Source organism: Paraburkholderia phenazinium, assembly GCF_900142845.1.
GTDB classification, from domain to species: Bacteria; Pseudomonadota; Gammaproteobacteria; order Burkholderiales; family Burkholderiaceae; genus Paraburkholderia; species Paraburkholderia phenazinium_A.
The window spans coordinates 330,097-350,145 of record NZ_FSRU01000002.1; the positions used below are offsets into that span (position 1 = coordinate 330,097).

The 20,049-nt window shown below is 60.7% G+C and carries 17 protein-coding genes; 10 read left to right on the top strand and 7 right to left on the bottom strand.

The features are described 5' to 3' along the window. Window positions 1-150: 150 nt before the first annotated feature. Together BUS12_RS18570 and BUS12_RS18575 are read left to right on the top strand one after the other, a co-directional pair. A complete protein-coding gene (locus BUS12_RS18570) occupies window positions 151-609 on the top strand; it encodes a hypothetical protein (RefSeq protein ID WP_074298097.1) in 459 nt (152 codons plus the stop codon). Window positions 610-1,182: 573 nt separating this feature from the next. Then, a complete protein-coding gene (locus BUS12_RS18575) occupies window positions 1,183-4,593 on the top strand; it encodes a glycosyltransferase (protein ID WP_143788398.1) in 3,411 nt (1,136 codons plus the stop codon). Window positions 4,594-5,160: 567 nt separating this feature from the next. On the opposite strand, the gene BUS12_RS18580 is transcribed toward BUS12_RS18575, so the two are convergent. Further along, the gene (locus BUS12_RS18580) at window positions 5,161-6,684 is read right to left on the bottom strand and encodes an extracellular solute-binding protein (protein ID WP_171991751.1); all 1,524 of its coding nucleotides are present in this window, start codon (window positions 6,682-6,684) and stop codon (window positions 5,161-5,163) included. Between the two features lie 362 nt (window positions 6,685-7,046). Here BUS12_RS18580 and BUS12_RS18585 point away from each other — a divergent pair, with 362 nt between their 5' ends. From BUS12_RS18585 to BUS12_RS18600, 4 genes are all read left to right on the top strand, one after another. Then, window positions 7,047-8,066 carry a sugar ABC transporter substrate-binding protein gene (locus BUS12_RS18585; protein WP_074298103.1) on the top strand — a complete coding sequence of 340 codons (1,020 nt, stop codon included), beginning with the start codon at window positions 7,047-7,049 and terminating at the stop codon, window positions 8,064-8,066. 78 nt (window positions 8,067-8,144) lie between these two features. Next, on the top strand, window positions 8,145-8,918 hold the full coding sequence (locus BUS12_RS18590) for a TIM barrel protein (RefSeq protein ID WP_074301572.1): 774 nt from the start codon (window positions 8,145-8,147) through the stop codon (window positions 8,916-8,918). A gap of 153 nt (window positions 8,919-9,071) precedes the next feature. Beyond that, a complete protein-coding gene (gene iolG / locus BUS12_RS18595) occupies window positions 9,072-10,082 on the top strand; it encodes an inositol 2-dehydrogenase (protein ID WP_074298105.1) in 1,011 nt (336 codons plus the stop codon). A 140-nt stretch (window positions 10,083-10,222) separates the two neighbouring features. After that, a complete protein-coding gene (locus BUS12_RS18600; protein WP_083640514.1) occupies window positions 10,223-11,218 on the top strand; it encodes a DUF1571 domain-containing protein in 996 nt (331 codons plus the stop codon). A 46-nt stretch (window positions 11,219-11,264) separates the two neighbouring features. Here BUS12_RS18600 and BUS12_RS18605 read toward each other — a convergent pair whose 3' ends face one another. Further along, entirely contained in the window at window positions 11,265-12,566 is a 1,302-nt protein-coding gene (locus BUS12_RS18605; protein ID WP_074298107.1) for an aspartate aminotransferase family protein, read from the bottom strand. 78 nt (window positions 12,567-12,644) lie between these two features. Here BUS12_RS18605 and BUS12_RS18610 point away from each other — a divergent pair, with 78 nt between their 5' ends. Then, the gene (locus BUS12_RS18610) at window positions 12,645-13,529 is read left to right on the top strand and encodes a LysR family transcriptional regulator (RefSeq protein ID WP_074298109.1); all 885 of its coding nucleotides are present in this window, start codon (window positions 12,645-12,647) and stop codon (window positions 13,527-13,529) included. On the opposite strand, the gene BUS12_RS18615 is transcribed toward BUS12_RS18610, so the two are convergent. From BUS12_RS18615 to BUS12_RS18625, 3 genes are read right to left on the bottom strand one after another with little or no spacing between them, the layout of a single operon-like run. After that, complete coding sequence (locus tag BUS12_RS18615) at window positions 13,504-14,484, bottom strand: threo-3-hydroxy-L-aspartate ammonia-lyase (protein ID WP_074298111.1); 981 nt, start codon at window positions 14,482-14,484, stop codon at window positions 13,504-13,506. The genes BUS12_RS18610 and BUS12_RS18615 overlap by 26 nt on opposite strands. 53 nt (window positions 14,485-14,537) lie before the next feature. Beyond that, a complete protein-coding gene (locus tag BUS12_RS18620) occupies window positions 14,538-15,509 on the bottom strand; it encodes an ornithine cyclodeaminase family protein (protein ID WP_074298113.1) in 972 nt (323 codons plus the stop codon). Next, entirely contained in the window at window positions 15,499-16,128 is a 630-nt protein-coding gene (locus tag BUS12_RS18625) for a helix-turn-helix transcriptional regulator (RefSeq protein WP_074298115.1), read from the bottom strand. The genes BUS12_RS18620 and BUS12_RS18625 overlap by 11 nt, the downstream gene beginning before the upstream one ends. Window positions 16,129-16,301: 173 nt before the next feature. Between BUS12_RS18625 and BUS12_RS18630 the strand changes: the two genes are divergently transcribed. Next, complete coding sequence (locus BUS12_RS18630; RefSeq protein WP_083640515.1) at window positions 16,302-16,916, top strand: thioredoxin fold domain-containing protein; 615 nt, start codon at window positions 16,302-16,304, stop codon at window positions 16,914-16,916. 32 nt (window positions 16,917-16,948) lie between these two features. On the opposite strand, the gene BUS12_RS18635 is transcribed toward BUS12_RS18630, so the two are convergent. Together BUS12_RS18635 and BUS12_RS18640 are read right to left on the bottom strand one after the other, a co-directional pair. Further along, a complete protein-coding gene (locus BUS12_RS18635; RefSeq protein ID WP_074298118.1) occupies window positions 16,949-17,992 on the bottom strand; it encodes a 2-dehydropantoate 2-reductase in 1,044 nt (347 codons plus the stop codon). Between the two features lie 58 nt (window positions 17,993-18,050). Next, window positions 18,051-18,818: a class II aldolase/adducin family protein gene (locus BUS12_RS18640; protein ID WP_074298120.1), complete on the bottom strand. Its 768-nt coding sequence runs from the start codon at window positions 18,816-18,818 to the stop codon at window positions 18,051-18,053. A 104-nt stretch (window positions 18,819-18,922) separates the two neighbouring features. On the opposite strand from BUS12_RS18640, the gene BUS12_RS18645 reads away from it, so the two are divergent. Both BUS12_RS18645 and BUS12_RS18650 read left to right on the top strand, forming a co-directional pair. Beyond that, a complete protein-coding gene (locus BUS12_RS18645) occupies window positions 18,923-19,627 on the top strand; it encodes a Crp/Fnr family transcriptional regulator (RefSeq protein ID WP_074298122.1) in 705 nt (234 codons plus the stop codon). 190 nt (window positions 19,628-19,817) lie between these two features. Then, window positions 19,818-20,012: a hypothetical protein gene (locus BUS12_RS18650; RefSeq protein WP_074298124.1), complete on the top strand. Its 195-nt coding sequence runs from the start codon at window positions 19,818-19,820 to the stop codon at window positions 20,010-20,012. Window positions 20,013-20,049 lie beyond the last annotated feature (37 nt).

The window sequence follows — 20,049 nt, forward strand, 5'->3', positions numbered from 1 at the left end:
ATCAAACCCAATGCATTGTAGGAGGTATTATTTGTCTTTGGTTGCAATCTCACCCGACGGTCCAGTACGAGATGAGCGTTATCGGCTACGAGTTTTGAGAAGCGCCCCGCATCCTGCTTGAACCATTCCAATTTCAAAAGAGCCGGACTTATGCAAGTACGAAAGCGATGGCTTTCCCGCGCGGGCATGGCTGCCTTGGTGCTGACGCTGACGGGGTGCGGCTGCTGGCCGCTTGAGGAGACTTCGCGTTACGAATCCGAGTGGAAGTCCCAGACCGTCGCGGCGGTGTTCAAGGATGCGGACCGGGAAGCCAACGCGTGCGTCGACGTCCTTTACACGCAACATCTGAAGGACGCCGTTTCGGCTTGCAAAAGCGGAGAGTATGAAAAAATTCGCAACCGCATCACCGGGGAGCCCGTCAAGATCGGACTCGCGAAGGCGTCCTGCGCAGAGGCGCAAGACGAACTGGATCATGGAATTTCCCCCAAAATCGACCAACGGATTTTTAATCTGAATCCGTTCCCGGACGAGATCTCTTCATGCATGACCCAGAAGGGATTCAAACTCGAACAGGTCGAGAAAAAGCAGTGCTACGTCAAAATAATGTGACCTGTCGACAGGTCTGTTGTGTCAGCGCGCCACGCGTTTCGAGCGCGTCGCACGTGTCGATTCGGTTGGCGTTTTCAGGGCGACACTGGTTCGACAGCGGATGGAGAAGGGCGGGCGAGTGCGTCTGGATGCGCCTCGCAGAATCGGCGCGCAATCGGCAGAAGTCGACCCCAAGCAGGCACTCGAACCGGTGATGCCTCGATGTCAGCTTCGGAAATGCAACGGACATCCGAACAGTCGAGCCCTTTGGTAAGAAGTGGCAGCGCTGCCGTTTTCGCCTTTGTGTTGGCGGTGCATGTCTACTCCGGTTCTTGGGCAGGATTTCCTTCGATCTGCGGCAAACCACTGAAACGACTGACAGGATGCACCGTTGGTGGGACCAGTCGGGTCCCAATCTAGCTTTCGCTCCGACCAAAAGCTGAAACGGATAGTAGTTTACTTGCGTTCAAGCTTCGCGAAAAATTGTCGATAACAAAGAATGACAAACTGCGTCTAAGGTCTGACGGCTTTATTTGACTCACTCCTTGGCCTCCCCGTCGGGATTCTGCGCGGGGCGCGGTTCTGAACAAGTCGTTGAAACAACAAATCGAGAGCGCGTTCAAAGCAATGCATAAAAATTATTTCGGTAGCGAGCGAAAGAATCATCTTGAATGGCTGAGCAACGACTGGCGCATCAAGGGTCCCAACGTGTGCTTTTTGGAAGGGTTTCCTGGCGTAGGGAAGTCTGATCTCGTGGCGGAGGTAGTGACGGCTTTCGAATCCACATCCGAATGGACCGTCGTCACGTATGAAATACCCGATCGCCCGTCGATCCTAATAGTCGACGTTTGGCTGGATATCGCAGATCAACTGGCACATCAGAATCGCCCGAAAATGCAGGAAGTGATGCTCGGCGAGGACGAGGGAAATCCGGCGTTTGCCATCGAAAAAGCCTTGAACCGCAATGTGCTGATAGTGCTTGACGAGGCTCAAAGATTATTTGACCCAGATTCGGGCCGACCCGTTGATCAACTGGCCGGCATCTTGGCCTTTTTGAAGACTCGACCAAATCTCCCCGGAAGGCTACTTCTCTTGAGTGATCGCTTGGTGGAGCGCGAGCGCTGGTCAGAGTCATTCGCCATTCGCACGCTGAACGCGCTGCAGCCTTCTGAAGCCGCAGCCCTTCTTGACGACCGGCTTGCTGTCAATGCGGTCGACGACGTTCCAAATGAGCGCAAAAACGACCTGCTTCGCGTTCTGGGATATAACCCCCGCGCAATCGAAACGCTCGTCGCAAGCCTTCTATATGAACCGTTGGACGAAATCGTTGGTAGTGATCCCGGCGTATGGGAAACTCAAGATCGGGATGTATCGCCTGAGTTCTTGGCAAAACTCGAACGCCAGCTATTAGAACGCACACTTGCGCACCTAGACGAACTTCATCTCAAGCGCCTTACGATGTTGGCAGCGCATCGAAGCGGTTTTGACCAAGCGGCATTTGAGGCGGTTTGCGGAGGTACGAGAAAAGAGTGGCGCGAATTACGGAATGCGCTCATCACACGCTTTTTTGTGAGACATACCAAATCCTACTATTCATTGCATCCGGTTGTTCGTGAAATAAGTGTTGCGCGTTTGAAAGACAACCCTGCCGAATTTATACAGGCGCATTCAAAGGCGTCTGACTATCACCTTCGGCATTTCCATGCTCGGTCGATCGTCCTACAAGGTCAGCGTCTGAGCACATCTTATGCGGAGCTACGATACCATCTCTTCCAATCTCAGCGGGAAGGTGAGCTGAGAGACATAGCATTGCGCGTAGCGGATCATATTGGACGAGAGTTTACGCAGGGCTCCCCAATTCCCTCTAACGCAGACGAACTCAATGAACGCATTAGTTTGCTGAAAGCAATACTTAGCTATGGCGGTTCCCATTGGCTGGAGCACTACGTGTCGCGAATGCTTCTAGCAAGGGGTTACCCAGGTGATGTGCAACTCGCCCTCGAGCATGCAGAAAAGTCGCTCGTCATTCGCGCTCCTGCTGAGTATTGGGTTCTGGCCGCTAGGTTACAGGAAACTCAAATCACGCTTGAGAAGGCAATTAAAACTATTCTTCAGGCTAGCGAGGTCGTCGATAGGAATTCAAACAGATCGACGTTGTATCTGTTTGGCGCGGAACTTCTCGTGAAGAATAACGAAATTGATGAGGCGATTAAGTTTTTGCGTCAAGGGTTGTTAGACGTCCCGCCAGAAAAAGCACTTTCTAGTCTATATATTCTTGCAGCCGATATTATCGCGGAGTATCGAGACGTTGATGTGGCTGTAGCTTTACTCCACGAGGGTTTGAGGGTTGTCCCGGCGGACAAGGATCTGTCATCTATATATCACCGATATTGCGAGCTGATTCACCAAACGAAAGACGTTAAAGGTGCGATTGTTGCGTTGGATCAGGGACTCTCGATAGTTCCTGCTGACAAAGGACTATCGTCCCTTTTCTTGCTCAAAGCGGAGTTTCTCGGGGGTTTAGGGAAGCCGGAGATGGCGCTAGACTCCCTTAAGGTTGGGATTGGCAAAATTGCTCCTGGGAAGGGGCTAGATTTGTTGTACGGCCGAGCGTCAGAACTTCTGTGCGAACTTGGTCGCAAGGAGGATGCGGTCGCGATGTTGCGCGAAGCGGTCGAACGCCTTCGCGCGGACCAAGGAGGAGTCGCTTTGAGACAGTCCTTGGCCCGGCTAGAAGCTCTCATGATGGCTACTCCTGTAAGGGCGAACTCTGGTGCTGCACGTATTGAGCCGGACCTATTGGACAGAACTTTGCCAACGGCATTGGTAATGGCGACCGAATGGTTTTCGCTGCACGGAGGAATTTCGACCTTCAACCGTAATTTATGCATCAAACTAGCCCACAACGGCATCAACGTAATTTGCGCGGTCCCGAAGGCGTCCCGAGAAGAAATCGAGGCTGCGGCCCTGGACGGTATTTACCTACTGCAGTCGCCTGCGGCGCAGAGCGCCGATCCTTTAAACGGAATGTACCGGCGACTATCAGTGCCGATCGATCCCGATTTTGTCATTGGTCATGGGAGGATCACCGGACACGTTGCCCAAGCGCAAGTTGAAGATAACTTCCCGTCGGCCGCACGGGTTCACTTCGTTCATATGGCACCTGGCGAGATCGAATGGTTCAAAGGGAAGGCAGACGCCGCTATGGTTGCCGAATCGCGCGAGCGGGAGGAACTGGAGCTGGCTTCCTCGGCGAAAGTCGTTGCGGCTGTCGGACCCAGACTGTTTCGCGAGGTTGGAAATTTACTGGAATCCAAATCGGTTAAGCCTGCCCTTATCGAGTTCAACCCTAGTTGCATAGCACCGGCTGAGCCTCGCACTCGCCCGCCCCACCTCCACTGCCTGTTGCTCGGGCGGGCAGAGGACTTGGAATTGAAAGGGCTGGACATTGCAGCACTCGCCATGGCGCGCGTCGCGTCCGGAGCGACGGTTGCGTTCGAAAGTCGGCCGGAACTGATAGTAAGGGGTGCGCCCGCCGGGACCGGCCAAGTGCTTCAGCAGAGGCTTAAGAGCCTGACCGAAGGGCTAGAGCTTTCGGTTCGCGTTCGCGAATACAGCAGTAGTCAGGACGATATTCAAGCGGATCTGCGACGCGCATCTATCCTTTTGATGCCATCCCGGAGAGAGGGTTTCGGCCTTGTCGCACTCGAAGCGCTTACCCTTGGAACGCCGATCCTTGTTAGTGACCAAAGCGGCATTGCAGAATTGATTACGCGATATGTTTCTCCCGCGGAGGCTAGCGGAATTATTGTGCCGACTCCGGAGGCGGTGTCATCCGCTGCATCCACTTGGGCCCGGGCTATCGAGTTTCAACTTGCGGACCGAGATGCATCGTTTAATCGGGCATGGCGCCTCAGTACACGACTTATGCAAGAAGACGGATGGTCGAAATCAGTTCGTGGTCTGTTGAGTAGACTCGGTGTAGAGGATTGTTCGTTGGTGTGAGCGCGCTGGCGGTGGTGTGCGTCACTGGCGCACACTTATCGTTACCTCGTCGGACCTGAATTTACGGCTCAACAGGAATACGCATAACGGGACTTCTGAACCTTCAACAAGTGCGACCGCATACACGCATTTCGGCGGGGAAGAAAAGCGGCCTTTAGTTGCCTCCCCATCGCCTGCACCTGACCATCGGGAACATGGCCGTATTGCGCGCTAGTACGTCCGTCTGGTTTCGAAGTGATCCGGCCGCTCAAACGGCAAGATTCACCATTCGCCGAACGGCGGGTCGTGGCCGATTGCAGCCAAATGGGGCATCACCCTCGCGAGGTGCCGAGGCGCCATGGAGGTGCCCTATGCGCAGGTCCGATCCCATGAACTTGATCTGAAAGGAAATTCTGGTGGAATCGAGCGGATCAATTATTCGACGGCGTTGCTGGTGCGGTATCAGAGCCAGCCATTGATCTCATGGAGAACGCCTTATCCGGCGGCTATAGGGCCAAACACCCAGGCATCGACAGCATAGCGACCCCACATCGCTTTCCGCGCGACCGCAACCCTCGCGGCAAAACTTCATCGCGCTCCTCGCCCACGCGCCGGGTGCCGCGCCCGCGCCAAGGCGCTCTGAAGCCTGCCAATCCGTTTGCGAACGTCCTGAGCGCCATCGAACAACAGAGGTTCGAGATGATCGCTGAGGAGTTGGGTCAGGCCGTGATACCCGGACACCACCGGAAACGGAGACGCTCTGACCTGGCGTTTCTTGGCCAGTTGATCAATGACCTCAATAACACGGTTGCGTTGCAGTACATAGTAATCCTCAGCGACAGAATGACGGGCGCTCCCAGCCGCACCGTGAAGCACGAAATACTTCATGAGTTCGGGCGACGTCAAGGTCTCGATCGCCCGCCATGCCCGGCGGGCAGCCGCTTCGCCATTCCTCGACGGTATCGTCAGCAAGGCGCCGCCAAGCGGCGATAACGGCACCACGTCGCTCGAGAACGTCGGGTGCAATTGAAGCCCAACGCGCCCCCCCTTTTGCCACAGTGCATGACTGTCGAGCATGCCGTAGCGATTCGACCAGTGATAGCACATCGCAGCCTTTCCCGAGCCGAAGATCTGCGCATTGCGCGTCCAGTGCAAGCTGCGAAGCGGGGCAGGCGACCATGGAACCAGCGCGCGAAGGTACTCGATGACCTGCCTGCCTGCTTCGCTCTCGACCTGCAGAACTCCATCGTCGAAATCGACGCCTCCCTGCGCGCCGAGAATCTGCAGGAACGATTCTGCGAGCGGCAAACCGGGTGCTGCATTCCACGCGATACCTGCGCGGTCCTGACTCGGCCGTTGCAGTCGGGCTGCGCAACGCAGCACATCGTCGAAGCTCCGAGGGGGAGCGAGCCCTTCAGCCTCGAACAGATCTTGCCGGTACCAGAGAAAGTCGACGGTGGGCTGCAGCGGGATGGCGTACAACCGTCCTTCAGACCAACCGGCCTGCCACACCGCATCATAAAAGTCCGAGCCCGAGAAGCTGCTTTCGGCCTGCAAGGTTTGCAGCTCAAGCAAGCGCCCGTTTTCGCACCGTTCTGCGAGCCACGGGAATGGAATCGCCGCGAGCAGCGGTGCCGTGGCTTCGACCGGCGAAGGGTCCGTGAGCACCTTGTCGAGCGCGGTACGGTAGGTGTCCTGAGGAAAGGCCATGATACGCATGCGATGCCCGAGGAATCGTTCGATGTCGGACCGGTTGCGTTTGAGGATGTCGAACACCGGATCTTCATAAGCGACAAGCGTCAACTCGACGGAATCGTTGAAGCCGTCTGTTGCCGGACGTGGCCACGGAATACCCGAATCCCCGGCAAATCTCCCGGCATCGAAGCGGTCAACCGAGTCGTCGCGACTTGCGCCCACAATCATCTTCACCGTCTGTTCGGTGATTCTGTCCAGGCGATCGAGCAACGCTGCAGTCGGGACGACGACAGCCCGATTGCCGGAACCCAATACGCCGCGAAACTCAAGCAAGCCTTTTGCCTTCAGCGCAAACACAATGCGACGCGCGCTGGTGCGCGGCAACCCGGACAGATCGGCAAGCGAGGTGATCGTCATGGGCCGGTCGCGCAGATGATTCTGCAAGAGGGGCGCGAGGACTGGCCAGATGGCCTGCGCTTCGCCGCCGAGTTCGGTGCGCAGTATATCCGCCACCTTGTCGATTGCCGCGATGGCCGCGAGCCGGTCGTACGCAAGCATGTGGGTCTCCTCCTGGCAGGGAATTTTCGTTGTAAATATATGATAACAATGAAAATAACCAGAATGGACATTTCTTTCGCATCCACCCGGAGAGCCTTGTCATAGGATGCAGGCACGGACCCGTTTGCACACGGGCCGACTACATAATCAGATGGCAACCATCTTGAATGGGACTGGAGTCAGCGCCAAAGCGCCAGCGCCGGTCGACACAGGAGACAAGCATGAAAGGAGTGGCACGCCTCATCGCCGTCTTGGCGACAGTCGTATTCAGCTTAAGCGCTGTCGCACAGGGAGTCCGGTTTGTCGTCGTATCCCACGCGCCCGATGCCGATCCGTTCTGGAACGTCGTGAAGAACGGCATCGCCGATGCGCAAACAGACTTCGCCGTCTCGGTCGACTATCGCAACCCGCCGAATGGCGACCTCGCCGACATGGTTCATCTGCTCCAACAGGCCGCTGCCCGCAACTATGACGGCGTGGCCACCACGATCGCCGACATGGATGTCGTGCGTGCCCCTGTCAAGACCATCGTGGCAAAGGGTATCCCCGTCATCACCTACAACTCCGGCACCGCGCAGCAGAGCAAGGAACTGGGCGCGCTGCTGCACGTCGGCCAGCCGGAGTATGTGGCAGGCAAGGAGGCCGGCGAACGCGCCAAAGCCGCCGGGGTCAAGAGCTTCCTGTGCGTGAATAACAACGTGACCAACCCGTCTTCTTTTGACCGCTGCCGCGGTTTCGCCGAAGCCATCGGTGCCGATTTCAAGAAGTCCACGCTCGATTCCGGCAACGACCCCATCCAGGTAGAAAACAAGGTCTTTGCAGCGCTGCACGCGCACCCGGACACGCAGGCCGTGTTGGCGCTGGGCCCGACGTCGGCCGTCCCTGCGCTGAGGGCGGTCGCCAAACTCGGCCTGACGGGCAAGATATTCTTCGCCACCTTCGACCTCACACCGGAGATCAGCAAAGGCATCGAGGCCGGTACGGTAGCGTTCGCCATCGATCAGCAGCCCTACTTGCAGGGCTACATCCCGGTCGCACTGCTGGCGCTCATGAAACAGGACAAAACGTCTGATATTCACAAGGCCATCGCGGCGCTGCAAGGCAACCAGCAGTTTCAGCAGCGTATCAGGACTTATGGCCTCACGCCGCGCTTCGGCCCGAACAGAGTGGACACCGGACCGGGCTTTGTGACGCGGGACAACGTTGCGCTCGTCGAAAAGTACGCCGGACAGTACCGCTGAAGCCGGCCCCGCCGTCGCGCAGGAATTCACGTGAGCTTGCGTAGCACTATCCCAGACATTACCCATCAGAGGTTCACCATGTTTCAACTGGCTGTATGCGCTGAAATGGTTTTTCGCCATCTCCCTTTTACCGAACGCGTGAGAAAGATCGCCGAACTCGGATTCCACGTGGAGATATGGGACTGGACGAAACACGATATCGCGGCGCTACAGGAGACGGGTGCATCGTTCTCCTCGATGACCGGATATATCGAAGGCGATCTGATTACGGAAAGTGGAACTCAGGCGCTGATCCAGACCGCCGGGCAATCCATCGAGGTGGCGAAGCGGCTACGCTGTCCTCGTTTGAACCTGCATGGAACGGGCCTTGACGGCAACGGCATGCCCGTCAGGCCGACCCCTGTTGTGACGGGTGCGATGTGGCTTGCCGCGCAGCGTACGCTAAGGCAGGTAGCGGAACTTGGGCGTCGCGCGGATGTGGCTTTTTGCCTCGAAAACCTCAACGCGGAAGTCGACCATCCTGGTGTCCCTTTCGCAAAAGCGGCCGACACGTTGGCACTGGTGAAGGCGGTCGACAGCCCGCATCTGCGCCTCAATCTCGACCTGTATCACGCCCAGATTGGCGAGGGCAACCTGATCGAACTGGTCCGCAGCGCGCTTCCTTTTGTTGGCGAAATCCAGGTTGCCGATGTTCCGGGGCGCTGCGAACCGGGTACGGGAGAGATCAATTACCCGGCCGTTGCGAGAGCGCTGGCAAAAGCCGGATATCGTGGTGTGGTCGCCATGGAGGCGTGGGCTAGCGGCGACGACGAAGTCGCATTGCACCGCTTCCGGGAGGCTTTCACGATCTAGGCCGCAAAGGCATTCAAGGCTGTCAAAGCGATGGGAATTGAGCTCGAAACAGATTCAGGCGGCTTTTTCCAAATATATCGCAGTCCATATCAACTATGAGCCATCAAGGGCGACTTGATTGCTTATGAAACTTCGTATGAAAGGCGCTCTAACATGTTAAATATTGCCCTTCTGGGTGCAGGCCGGATCGGTCAGGTCCACGCCAGGTCGATCTCTGCCAATCCCGACTGCACGCTGGTGGCCGTGACCGATGTCGCCGCAGAGGCGGCACACAACCTTGCCGCCCGTTTTCAGGCCAAGGTCCGTTCCGTTGACGATATCCTCGCCGACGCTGCGATCGACGCGGTACTGATCGCCACTTCGACGGACACGCATTCCGACCTTATCGAACGCGCAACGGCGGCAGGAAAGGCGGTGCTGTGCGAGAAACCGGTGGATCTCGCGCTCGAGCGCGCGCTGGCATGTCAGGCCAAGGTGGCGAGGACAGGCAAGCCGGTCATGATCGGCTTCAATCGCCGCTTCGACCCAAATTTTGCCGCGCTGAAGGCGGCCGTCGACAGCGGGGAGATTGGTAAAGCCGAGCTGCTGGCCATTACCTCCTTCGATCCGGCGCCTCCCCCCGTTTCCTACATCAAGGTATCGGGCGGCTTGTTCCGCGACATGATGATTCACGACTTCGACATCGCCTGCTGGATCATGGGCGGGGCACCATCGAAGGTAACGGCGACGGCCTCGTCGCTTGTCGACTCTGAGATCGGCGCGGCGGGAGACGTGGACACCGCTGTGGTGACCCTCTCGTGGGCCGACGGTCGCATCGCCGTGGTGAAGAATTCCCGCCGGGCGGGGTATGGGTACGATCAGCGTATCGAGCTTCTCGGCTCCGAAGGTCTTCTTTCGGCGAAGAATGAACTGGAGAACACGATCGAGAAGATTACCCGCGAAGGCACCCGATCCGCGAAACCCGTCTATTTCTTCCTCGAGCGATACATGCGCGCGTACGAGGCGGAATGGGCCGCGTTCGTCCACGCCATCAAGACAAGTACGCCCGTGCCTGTGACGCTTGCAGACGGGATAGCGGCGCTTGCCTGCGCCGAGGCGGCAACACGCTCCGTGCGGACCGGCGAGACGGTGGCGCTCAGGCCTGAAATGCCTGGGGGCCTGTGATGCACGAGGCGGGTTGATCAGCGGAGTGTGCAGACGCGGGCGGCACTGGAATAAACCGGTGTGCGTCGGCGTTTACCCATGATGCAACCACGTCCCGTGGCGGCGAGCCTCTAGTCGGAGGATGCCTGCGGCCAATCATCATGGACAACCTGCTTCGCGCCGGGAGTACCTGCAGCAGCTTGCTCGTGCGTCCCGGCTTCGTTGCGGCCGCGGCCGCTGTGCTCCTGCTGCTGTGCCTGCTCATCTCAAGGGGCGCGCTTGCGCAGTCGGCCACAGCCGGCCCGCTTGCGCCGGCTGTGGCCGATGCCTCGGTGGCATGCACTCACGCCGCCACGCCGGATTCCGCGAGCACGGACATCGAGCAGTTCCGCGGCCTTACGCCTGACCAACAGGCCACGTCATTGCGCATGCGGATCGAAAACCACTCGCTGCTGTCCCTATCCGACGCCCAGATCCTGTCCCTGATGGACGCCATGAAGCCGGAGGCCTTTGTCGAGTACGCACGGTCCGACATGGTGCTCGACAACGCCTATGAGTACGGCATGTTCCGGCAGGAGCGCGTCGCCGGCAGATGGTCCGACCGACCGGATCACATGCTGATCCGCTACCAGGACAATCCGCGCAAGGTCTACGCAAAATGGCTGCCTGACGGACCCCATGCGGGGCAGGAGATTCTGTACGACGAAACCACAGACCCGGACAGCGTCTATGGCCACGTGGGCGGGCTGCTGCGTCTGGTGTCCGGCAAGGTTGCCGTCGACGGCCCGTTCGCGCGCGCCCAGTCGCGCCATAGCGTGCGCGATCTGGGTCTGCAGTTCATCGCGCGTACCGTCGATCATGACGCGAGCAGCTTTCGTGAAGAAGGCCTGACGGCCAGGCCTACCCGTATCGAACTCATCAATGTTCAGGGGGCGCGCTTGCTGGCCTGGACGTGGGTTGCGCCGTCGGGGCCGCCGGCGCACTACGCGCAGCGCGTGCGACTGCTGTTCGATCTTCAGCACCCCTGGCCCGTTGGCGAAGTCGCGTGGGACGAGCGCGGCAGGCTAGTGGAGCGCATCCGTTTCGAAGCGGTCGTGCCGCGCCACTGGAACGGCTCCACCTTCGATCCGCGCAACCCAGACTATGGCTTCCACTGACGCTGACGCTGCCACCCACGCCCACGCGACATGAACCCCGAGGTGATCAAAGCGAACGCTCGATCGCCTGACCAAGCAGTTCCAGCCCCAGGTCGATCTCCTCCTCGCGGACGGTCAACGGCGGGGCGATCCGGAAGACCCCGCCCATCCCCGGCAACTGCACGATGTTCATGCTGAGTCCCAGCTTCATGCACTCGCGGGTGATCTTCGAGCCGAGGCCGTCCGCCGGTTCCTTCGTGCGCCGGTCCTTGACGATCTCCATGCCGAGAAGCAGTCCGCGTCCGCGAATGTCGCCGATGCACTCGAAGCGCTCCATCAGATCGAGCAGGCCGCGTCTAAGCCGTTCGCCCATCACGTTCGCACGCGCCACCAGCCCCTCGCGCTCGACCACATCCAGCACCCGCAGGCCGACGGCGGCGGGCAGCGGATCGGACACGTGGGTCGTATAGAACAGATAACCCAGTTCATGAGCGCGCTCCTCGATCTGCGCGGAGGTGACGACGGCCGCGAGCGGCAGGCCGGCGCCCAGCGTCTTTGAGAGGGTGAGGATATCGGGCGTGACGCCGTCGTGCTGACAGGCGAACATCGTGCCGGTACGCCCGACGCCGGTTTGCGCTTCATCGAGGATCAGCAGCATGCCGCGCTCTTCGCATTTGCGCTTCAGCGCGGCCATGTAGCCTGGCGGCAGTTCGATGATGCCGCCGGAACTGAGGATCGGCTCGGCGATGAACGCCGCGAGATTGCCGCTGGACTGGCGGTCGATGAGATCGAAGGCGTAGTCCAGTTCCGCCAGGTAATCGTAGGTGCCGTTGCGCTCGAACCGCGGCCGGTACAGGAACGGGGCAGGGATCGCGAACGAGCCGACGGCAGCCGGCCCGACGCCCTTGCGGCCGGCGCTATAGGTCGCGGAGGCGGCCGCCCCGGTCATGCCGTGCCAGGACTGCGCAAAACCCACGATTTCGTATTTGCCGGTGACCAGCTTCGCCATGCGTATGGCGGCCTCGTTCGACTCCGCGCCGGTACTGAGCAGCAGCGCCCGGTCGAGCCCGTCGGGCGTGATGTCGGCAAGGCGCGTGGCCAGGTCCACCACGGGGCGCGACAGCATCCCGCTGAAGAGGTGGTCGAGCTTGCCGGCGTATTCGTTGATAACCGCCACGATCTCCGGATGGCTGTGGCCCAGCACCGCGCTCATCTGTCCCGAGGTGAAGTCCAGGATCGCGCGGCCGTCCGCGTCGTAGACGAAGCTGCCTTGGGCACGCTCGATGATCATCGGCTCGAAGGTGCCGCCGTAGCGGATCAGGTGCTGCCTGGCGTTGCGCCAGAAAGTTGCATCGTCGTTCCGGGACATCTTGCTTCTCCTTGGCTGCTAGCGGGAATGACTTGCAGTCTAGAGGGCTCTCTGGTTTCATAGAAACGAATAGTTCTTATGGAAGCTAGAAGCGAGCCTAATACCTTGAGCCTTTCACTCGAAATCGATCTGCTGCGTTCGTTTGTCGTCATTGCCGAAGTCCGGGCGCTGAGCCGGGCGGCCAACCGGATTGGCCGGACCCAGTCGGCGCTGAGTCAGCAGATGAAGCGCCTCGAAGAAATCGTCGATCAGCCGCTGTTCCAGCGCACGGGTCGTGGGGTGGTGCTGACGAATCCCGGCGAACGTCTGCTGATTCACGCGCAACGCATTCTGCGGCTGCACGACGAGGCGATGGCCGATCTGTCCGGTAAAGGCTTGTCGGGGACGATCCGCTTCGGCTGCCCGGACGACTACGCCGCCGTGTTCCTGCCGCAGTTGCTGCGGCAGTTCTCGGGCCAGCACCCGCAAGCGCTGGTGGAAGTGATGTGCGCGCCCACCCCGCGGCTGCTCGAGCAACTGGAGATGCATGCGCTGGATCTGGCGATGATCTCGTTGCCGGAAGACGCCCCGGACGGCGACATCATTCGCCGCGAACCGCTGGTCTGGGTGGGCTATCCGGGACTCGACGCCGCCCACTTCGAGCCGTTGCCACTGGCGCTTTCCGATCCGGACACGCTCGATCACGTAGCCGCATGCGAAGCGCTGCAACGCGCCGGCAGGGCCTACCGCATCGCCTATGCGAGCAGCAGTCTTGCGGGGCTGACGGCGCTGGTCCGCTCGGGGCAGGCGATTGCCGTCATCACGCAGACGGCCGTGGCCCCGGATCTGCACATCCTCAATGGCGATCCGGCGCTGCCGCCGTTGCCGGGCATCGGCATTAGCCTGAAGTTCGAGCGGCAGCGCCCGTCCCATCTGACCGCGGTATTCGCGGAGCACATCAGACTGACGCTGCCCCTGCTGTGATCAGGAAGCTGCCATACCGCTCCAGATCGACATTGCCGCCGCTGACGATCACACCGACCCGCTTGCCCTTCAACTGATCCTTCATGGCGCGGGCCGCCGCGAAGCCGAGACAACCGGTCGGCTCGACGACCATTTTCATTCGTTCTGCGAAGAACTGCATGCAGGCGATCAACTGCGCATCCGTGGCGGTGAGAATGTCGGTGACATCGCGTTGGATGATCGGGAACGTGTGTTGGCCGAGATGCTGGGTCTGCGCGCCGTCGGCGATCGTCTTCGGCGTGTCGATGTGGACGATCGAGCCGGATCGGAACGATTGCTGGCCGTCATTGCCGGCTTCCGGCTCCACACCGTAGATCTTGCAGTCCGGCGCCAGATGGCGCGCCGCGAGCGCCGACCCTGCCAGCAATCCGCCGCCGCCGAGACAGACGAACAAGGCGTCGAGGGTACCGACTTCTTCGATCAGTTCCTTGGCAGCCGTGCCCTGGCCCGCGATCACATCTGGATGGTCGTAGGGCGGAATCAACGTCATGCCGTGCTGTTCGGCGAGATTCCGGCCAATCGCTTCGCGATCTTCCGTATAACGGTCGTAGGTCACGACGTTGCCGCCATATCCTTTGGTGGCGGCGACTTTGGCGGCCGGCGCATCCAGCGGCATGATGATGGTGGCGGGAATGCCGAGCAGTTTCGCCGCCAGCGCAATGGCCTGGGCGTGATTGCCAGAGGAGAACGCCACTACGCCGGCCGCGCGTTGGCGCGCGTCGAATTTCGACAACGCGTTCATCGCGCCGCGAAACTTGAATGCCCCCATACGCTGGTAGTTTTCGCACTTGAAGAACACTTGCGCGCCCATCTCTTCGTTGGCCGTGCGCGAGGTCATGACGGGCGTGCGGTTCGCCGTGGCCGCGATGCGTTCGGCTGCGGCGGCGACGTCGGTGTAAGTCGGAAGATTCAGCATGTGTTGTCCATCAATGGTTGAGTGCGTCGCACGACGCGTTGGGTTCAGGTTCGTCACCAAGGCCATGCGGGCGCGCTGCCGAGGTTCGACTGGCGAGCGCGCTCGAAGAGCATGCGGGCAACGGTCAGGTCCTGAAGCGCGAGCCCCGTCATGTCGAACACGGTGATGTCGTCGCGCTCGCGCCTGAATTGAGCCGGGCTGGTCAGCAGATCGCCGAGTTCGACACACGGTGTATCCGGTGCCCACTGCGTCTCGCCGATCTGGGTTGCTTGCGTGCGATCGTCGACGACAAGACGAACCCGTTGCAGGAGACCGTCGGGCAGCTCGCGTTTTCCTTTGGTATCCGCGCCTACGCAGTTCAGATGCGTGCCTGGCTGCACCGCTTCCGGATCGAATAACGCTGAGGCGCCGGGCGTGGTGGTAATCACCACGTCGCTGTCCGCCACCGCAGCGTTGCGATCATGCGCCGGCGCGATGTCGCAACGGGTGGAGAAGAGCGCCTCGAAAGCCGGATCCGGCTGTCCCGCCGAGCTGACGTAGCGGACCTGTTTCAGCGTGGGCATCAGCCGGAGCGCGAAGCTCAACTGTGCCCTGGCTTGCACGCCGGTACCGAACAGGCAGACGGTTGAACTGTCGGGACGGGCCAGTTGCTGCAGCCCCAAACCACCAGCGGCGCCGGTGCGCATGGTCGTGACCGCGTTGCCGTCGACGATGCAAGTGGGGCGGCCGGTCGCGGGATCGATCAAAACGATGGTGGCCTGATGAGGCTCACCCCCGAGTCCGCGATTGGCAGGCCAGAATCCGGCGGCCTTGAAGCCCAGCAGGTGTTGAGCCGGTACGTCGCCCGACTTGATGCCGAAGATGCCGCCCGTGGCCAGCGCCTCGCGAACGACTGGGAAGACTCGCCCCTGGCGTTGGCTGTGCAGCACGAAGGCTTCGCGTACCGCCTCGAGCACATCGTCGGGAAGCAGCAGGGACTCGACGACGTCTTTGTCGAGCAGTACTAAGCGTGCGTCATTTGGCATCGTTGTACACCGTGGCTCGCGATACGCCCAGATGAAGGGCGACAATTTCCATGGCGCGCCTCACTTCCATGCTGCCGGCTTCGCGCAGCTCGCTCATGAGGGCGCGCCGCTCGGCTGCTTTCAAGGCCCGCGGCGTGGTGGCCAGCCGGGCGGCAAACTGGTCGATGCGCTGCCGGATGCCGTCGGCGCCCGGCGGGTCGAGCGACTCCTTCACGCCGGCGGTGCCGTCGGTACTGACGAACTGGCCGAGCATGGTTTGCAGGGTGCCGAACAGCGTGAGATCGACGTTGAGGCAGAGCGCCGCCACATAGCGGCCGCCCGAGTCCTTGATGCCGATCGACGTGCTTTTGACTTGCCGTCCGTCGGCGAACTGGTTGGGGTAGTTGGCGATGACTTGCGGATACGACTCGTCCGCAATGCGTGCGAGACCCAACTCGGTGGCGGGGTCGCCTTCTTCCCGGCCGGACAGGTTGTTGTGGATCGCGACGATGGCTTGATCGGCGTGCAGCAGATCGTGAACGACCACTTCGCAGAAGGGCGCAAAGGTTTCTGCCAACCCTTTTGCCACCTGCTTCAGTTGCTCGACGAGGATCTGCCGTTCTTTGGATGGATTCGACATTTAGACAGAATATATAGTGTTGGAATTTCTGTCAATTTTTGCCGGCTTGGTCGAGATCGTCGGCGTGCGACGTTCGTTCGGCAGCGACTGCGCACCTCGTTCGACATCAACTCCGAGATCGCCGACAATTCAGGTATCCACGTAGTTCGTCTTCGATCGAATGGGAGCGTTTGATGTTTCAATCTGTAAGGTATGTCGTCGCCGCAGTCGCGGTTGGGTTGTCGGGTGTAGCCATGGCGGCGCAGCAGCCGGCGCCGAGTTACCTGCCTGCGTCGGCTGTCGCGACGCTCCAGAACGCGCCGGCGATCGTCGAGGGCGCTGCGGGCAAAAACGTCAAATCGACGATCTATGTCTTCATGGACCCGAACTGCATTTTCTGTCACTACGCGTGGAAAGCCTTCCAGCCGTACGAGGCTGCCGGGCTGCAGGTGCACTGGATTCCGATGGGCTTTCTCAAGCCGGATTCGCCGGGCAAGGCCGCTGCGTTGCTGCAGGCGCAGGATGGTCCGGCATTGATGCGTGAACTCGAAACGAAGTTCTCCGAGAAGGACGAGTCCGGTGGCATCAAGCCATTGGCGACGGTGCCGCCCGCGACGCAAACCAAGCTGAACGGCAACATCAAGACGTTTCAGGACCTTGGTTTCGACGGCACGCCGACCATCATTTACATGACGAGCGGCGGTCGCTGGGCCGACGTCAGCGGGCTGCCGCCGCTGAGCTCATTGCCGACCATGCTGAACCTGCCGGAACAGGCGATCACGGATCCGTCGCTGCAGAAATTCCGCTAAGTAGAGAAGCACGGATGTGCGCGCTTCGGCGCTCACATTCCGTCGCGCCGGGCCGACGAAGCGCGGGTTGCCGCCCGCAATTCAGCCAGTAGTGCTTCGCCGGACCACGAGGGCCGCACTTCGCTTCGCTCGGCTTCCCGCACGAGTTCGCAGAGCCGTTGATTCACCGGCGCCGTTTGTTCGAGACGCTTGGCGAGGCTCACGACTTCACCGTTGATCCAGTCGATTTCCGTGGGCCGCTTCGCCGCCAGATCGTCGGACATCGACGAGCGCGCTAGCGGATCGATCGTCAGCATCGCGCGGCCCAGCCGCTCGAACAACGCATCGGGCAAGCTGAGAAAATTCGGTATCCAGGTGGCCGGCAGCGGCGTCACCTTGACCGGCCGGATGCCGGCCCGCTTCAGCAGCGCGAGCGCTTCTCTCTGCGCCAGGGCGAGGCAGAGCCGGTAGGCGCGTTGCGAGAGTTCTTCCTTCAAAGGCCGGTTGGCTAGCGCGTTGATCGCGTTGTTGAGATTAAGCAGCAGCTTCGCCCATTGCACCGGCAACATATCGGCGTGCTGGATCAGCGGCAGTCCGGCTTTCCTGAACTCGTCGACGAACGGCTGCATGGCCGGCGTTTGCCTGATCTCCAGTTCGCCCGCCGAGCCCTGGTGAAATCCACCCGGGCCGCGTTCGACGACGTTGAACGGCACCATCCCCTCCAGCACTGTCTGCTGCGGCAGCGCGGCGCGCAGTACGTCGGCATTGCCGACGCCGTTCTGAAAGCTCACGACGATCGTGCCGGGGCGCAGCACGTTCGCCAGTTCGGCGGCAGCGGTGGGCGTCGCAGCGGACTTGACGGTGACGAGCACGAGATCGGCGGCGGCGGCGCTGGCCGCGTCCGTCGATACGTCGGCTCGCTCCGGCGGCACATACCAGCGGCTATCGTCGTGCCGCGACAGCGTGATGCCTTGATCGCGCAACTGGTCGGCGATGCGCGCACGCCCGATGAACGTGACGTCGCTACCGCCGGCAAGCAGCCGTCCGCCGACATAGCAACCAATCGAGCCGGCGCCGTAGATAAAGATCTTTGCCATACAGGTTCTCAGGTGATCTCTCAGCACGTTTCGTCGTACGGAGTGCGAACGGATTGCGTTAGTCGGCGTAGCCGGGATTACGGCGGTCGAGCCGGCGCAGCAGCCCGGGCCACACCAGCGTCCCGGGCGTCGCGCCGCGCGTCACCAGCCGGATCTGTTCCTTGATGCCGTCGAGAATCGGCTGCCCAATGGGCGAGAGCTTTCCGCCCCCCGACTGGGCTCGCACCTGAATCATGCAGGACACTTCGAAGAAGTACATCGCGACGAAGGCGTCCGCCGGTGTGGCGCCGACCGTCAGCAGGCCGTGGTTGCGCAGCATCAGGTAAGTGTTGTTTCCGAGGTCGTCGACGAGACGGGGCTTTTCCGCTTCGTTGAGCGCGATGCCCTCATAGTCGTGATAGCCGAGCGACGCCAGCACCCCGAGCGATTGTTGCGAGAGCGGCAGCAGCCCCGCTTCCTGCGCCGACACCGCCACGCCGTTGACCGAGTGGGTATGCATCACGCAATGCGCGTCTTCGCGCGCCGCATGCACGGCGCTATGGATCGTGAAGCCGGCCGGGTTGACGTCGTACGGCGAGTCGACCACCTTGCGGCCGTCGCGATCGATCTTGACCAGCGACGATGCGGTGATTTCATCGAACATCAGGCCATACGGGTTGATCAGGAAATGATGGTCGGGGCCGGGCACGCGCGCTGAGATATGGGTAAACACCAGGTCGTCCCATCCGAACAGCGCGGTGAGGCGGTAGGCCGCGGCGAGATTGACTCGCGCTTCCCACTCGGCGGGGGATACGTCGTTCTTCAGACTGACATTGGATAAGGCCATGTCGACACTCCTTGTTCGATGAGATTGCGCAGTCGGATGCGAGTCCCCATGATGTTCGCGAACCCGCCTAAAATCTGTCGGGTACCCGACAGCTCGACGCGCCAATGGACTCCAGCCTGCACCGCTACCGGACGCAACTTGAAACGACGCCGTGGTTCCGTGAGTTGCCCGTCGAGTTGCGGGACGATCTGATTCGCCATGCCAGCCTGTTGACGCTGGAGAAGGGCGAGTTCCTGTATCGGCGCGGCGAACGGTCCGATGGACTGTACGCGGTACTGGGCGGCGCGCTCGCTATCGGCACAGTCGGGGTGGATGGCAAAGAGGCCTTGCTAGCAGTGCTTGGATCGACTGCGTGGGTGGGGGAAATCTCGCTGTTCGATGGGCTGCCCCGTCCGAACGACGCCATCGCTGTCAGCCGGACGCTCTTGCTGCACGTGCCCGAGGCCGCGCTGCAAGACCTGCTCGACACCACGCCGCGCTATTGGCGCGATTTTGCGTTGTTGATGGCGCAAAGACTGCGGGTCTCGTTCGAGAACGCCGAGGCGATGACCCTGTTGCCCGCGGCCCAGCGTGTGGCGAACCGTTTGCTGACGATCGCGGGAGGCTATGGCGGTCTCAACGCCGCGCAGAGCAGGATACGGCTCTCGCAGGACAGCCTTGCTTCGATGGTGTCGCTGTCGCGGCAGACCACCAATCAGTTGCTCAAGAACCTCGAGAGTCAAGGGATCGTGACCCTGAAGTCCGGCGAAATCGCGATTCTCGATTTCGACCGGCTGCGCGCGGTGAGTCTCGGCGATCCCAATCCGTGATTGGGGCGCCGTTTCGTTGCGTTATGGATGAGCGCGTCGCCACCTGTGCGCGGCAGATGCCGCGACGCCGCGAGACGGGCGAGATCGAGCGATATCGATGATCCGTATGCCGGGTATGCAAGCCACGTGCAAGCTCGCTGGGCGTAGAATGCCAGCCTTCCAGGACATAACCCGAGAGTCGAGCTGTCTCATGAACAAACCGCGCAAGAAGAACCCGACCTTTGGCATCGCCGTGTTTATCGTGATCGCGGTGTTGCTGGTGATTGCGACGCTGCTTTACAACGCGATCAGTGGAAAGCGCGAGTTCGACCGTGAGAATGCCGCGGCGCCCAGCGTGGCTTCGGCAGCGGCGGCAACGGCGGGCGCGGGCAGCAGCGCGCAGTGATGATGTGCTGAAGCGCTGAGCGTAGCGCGGCAGGGTG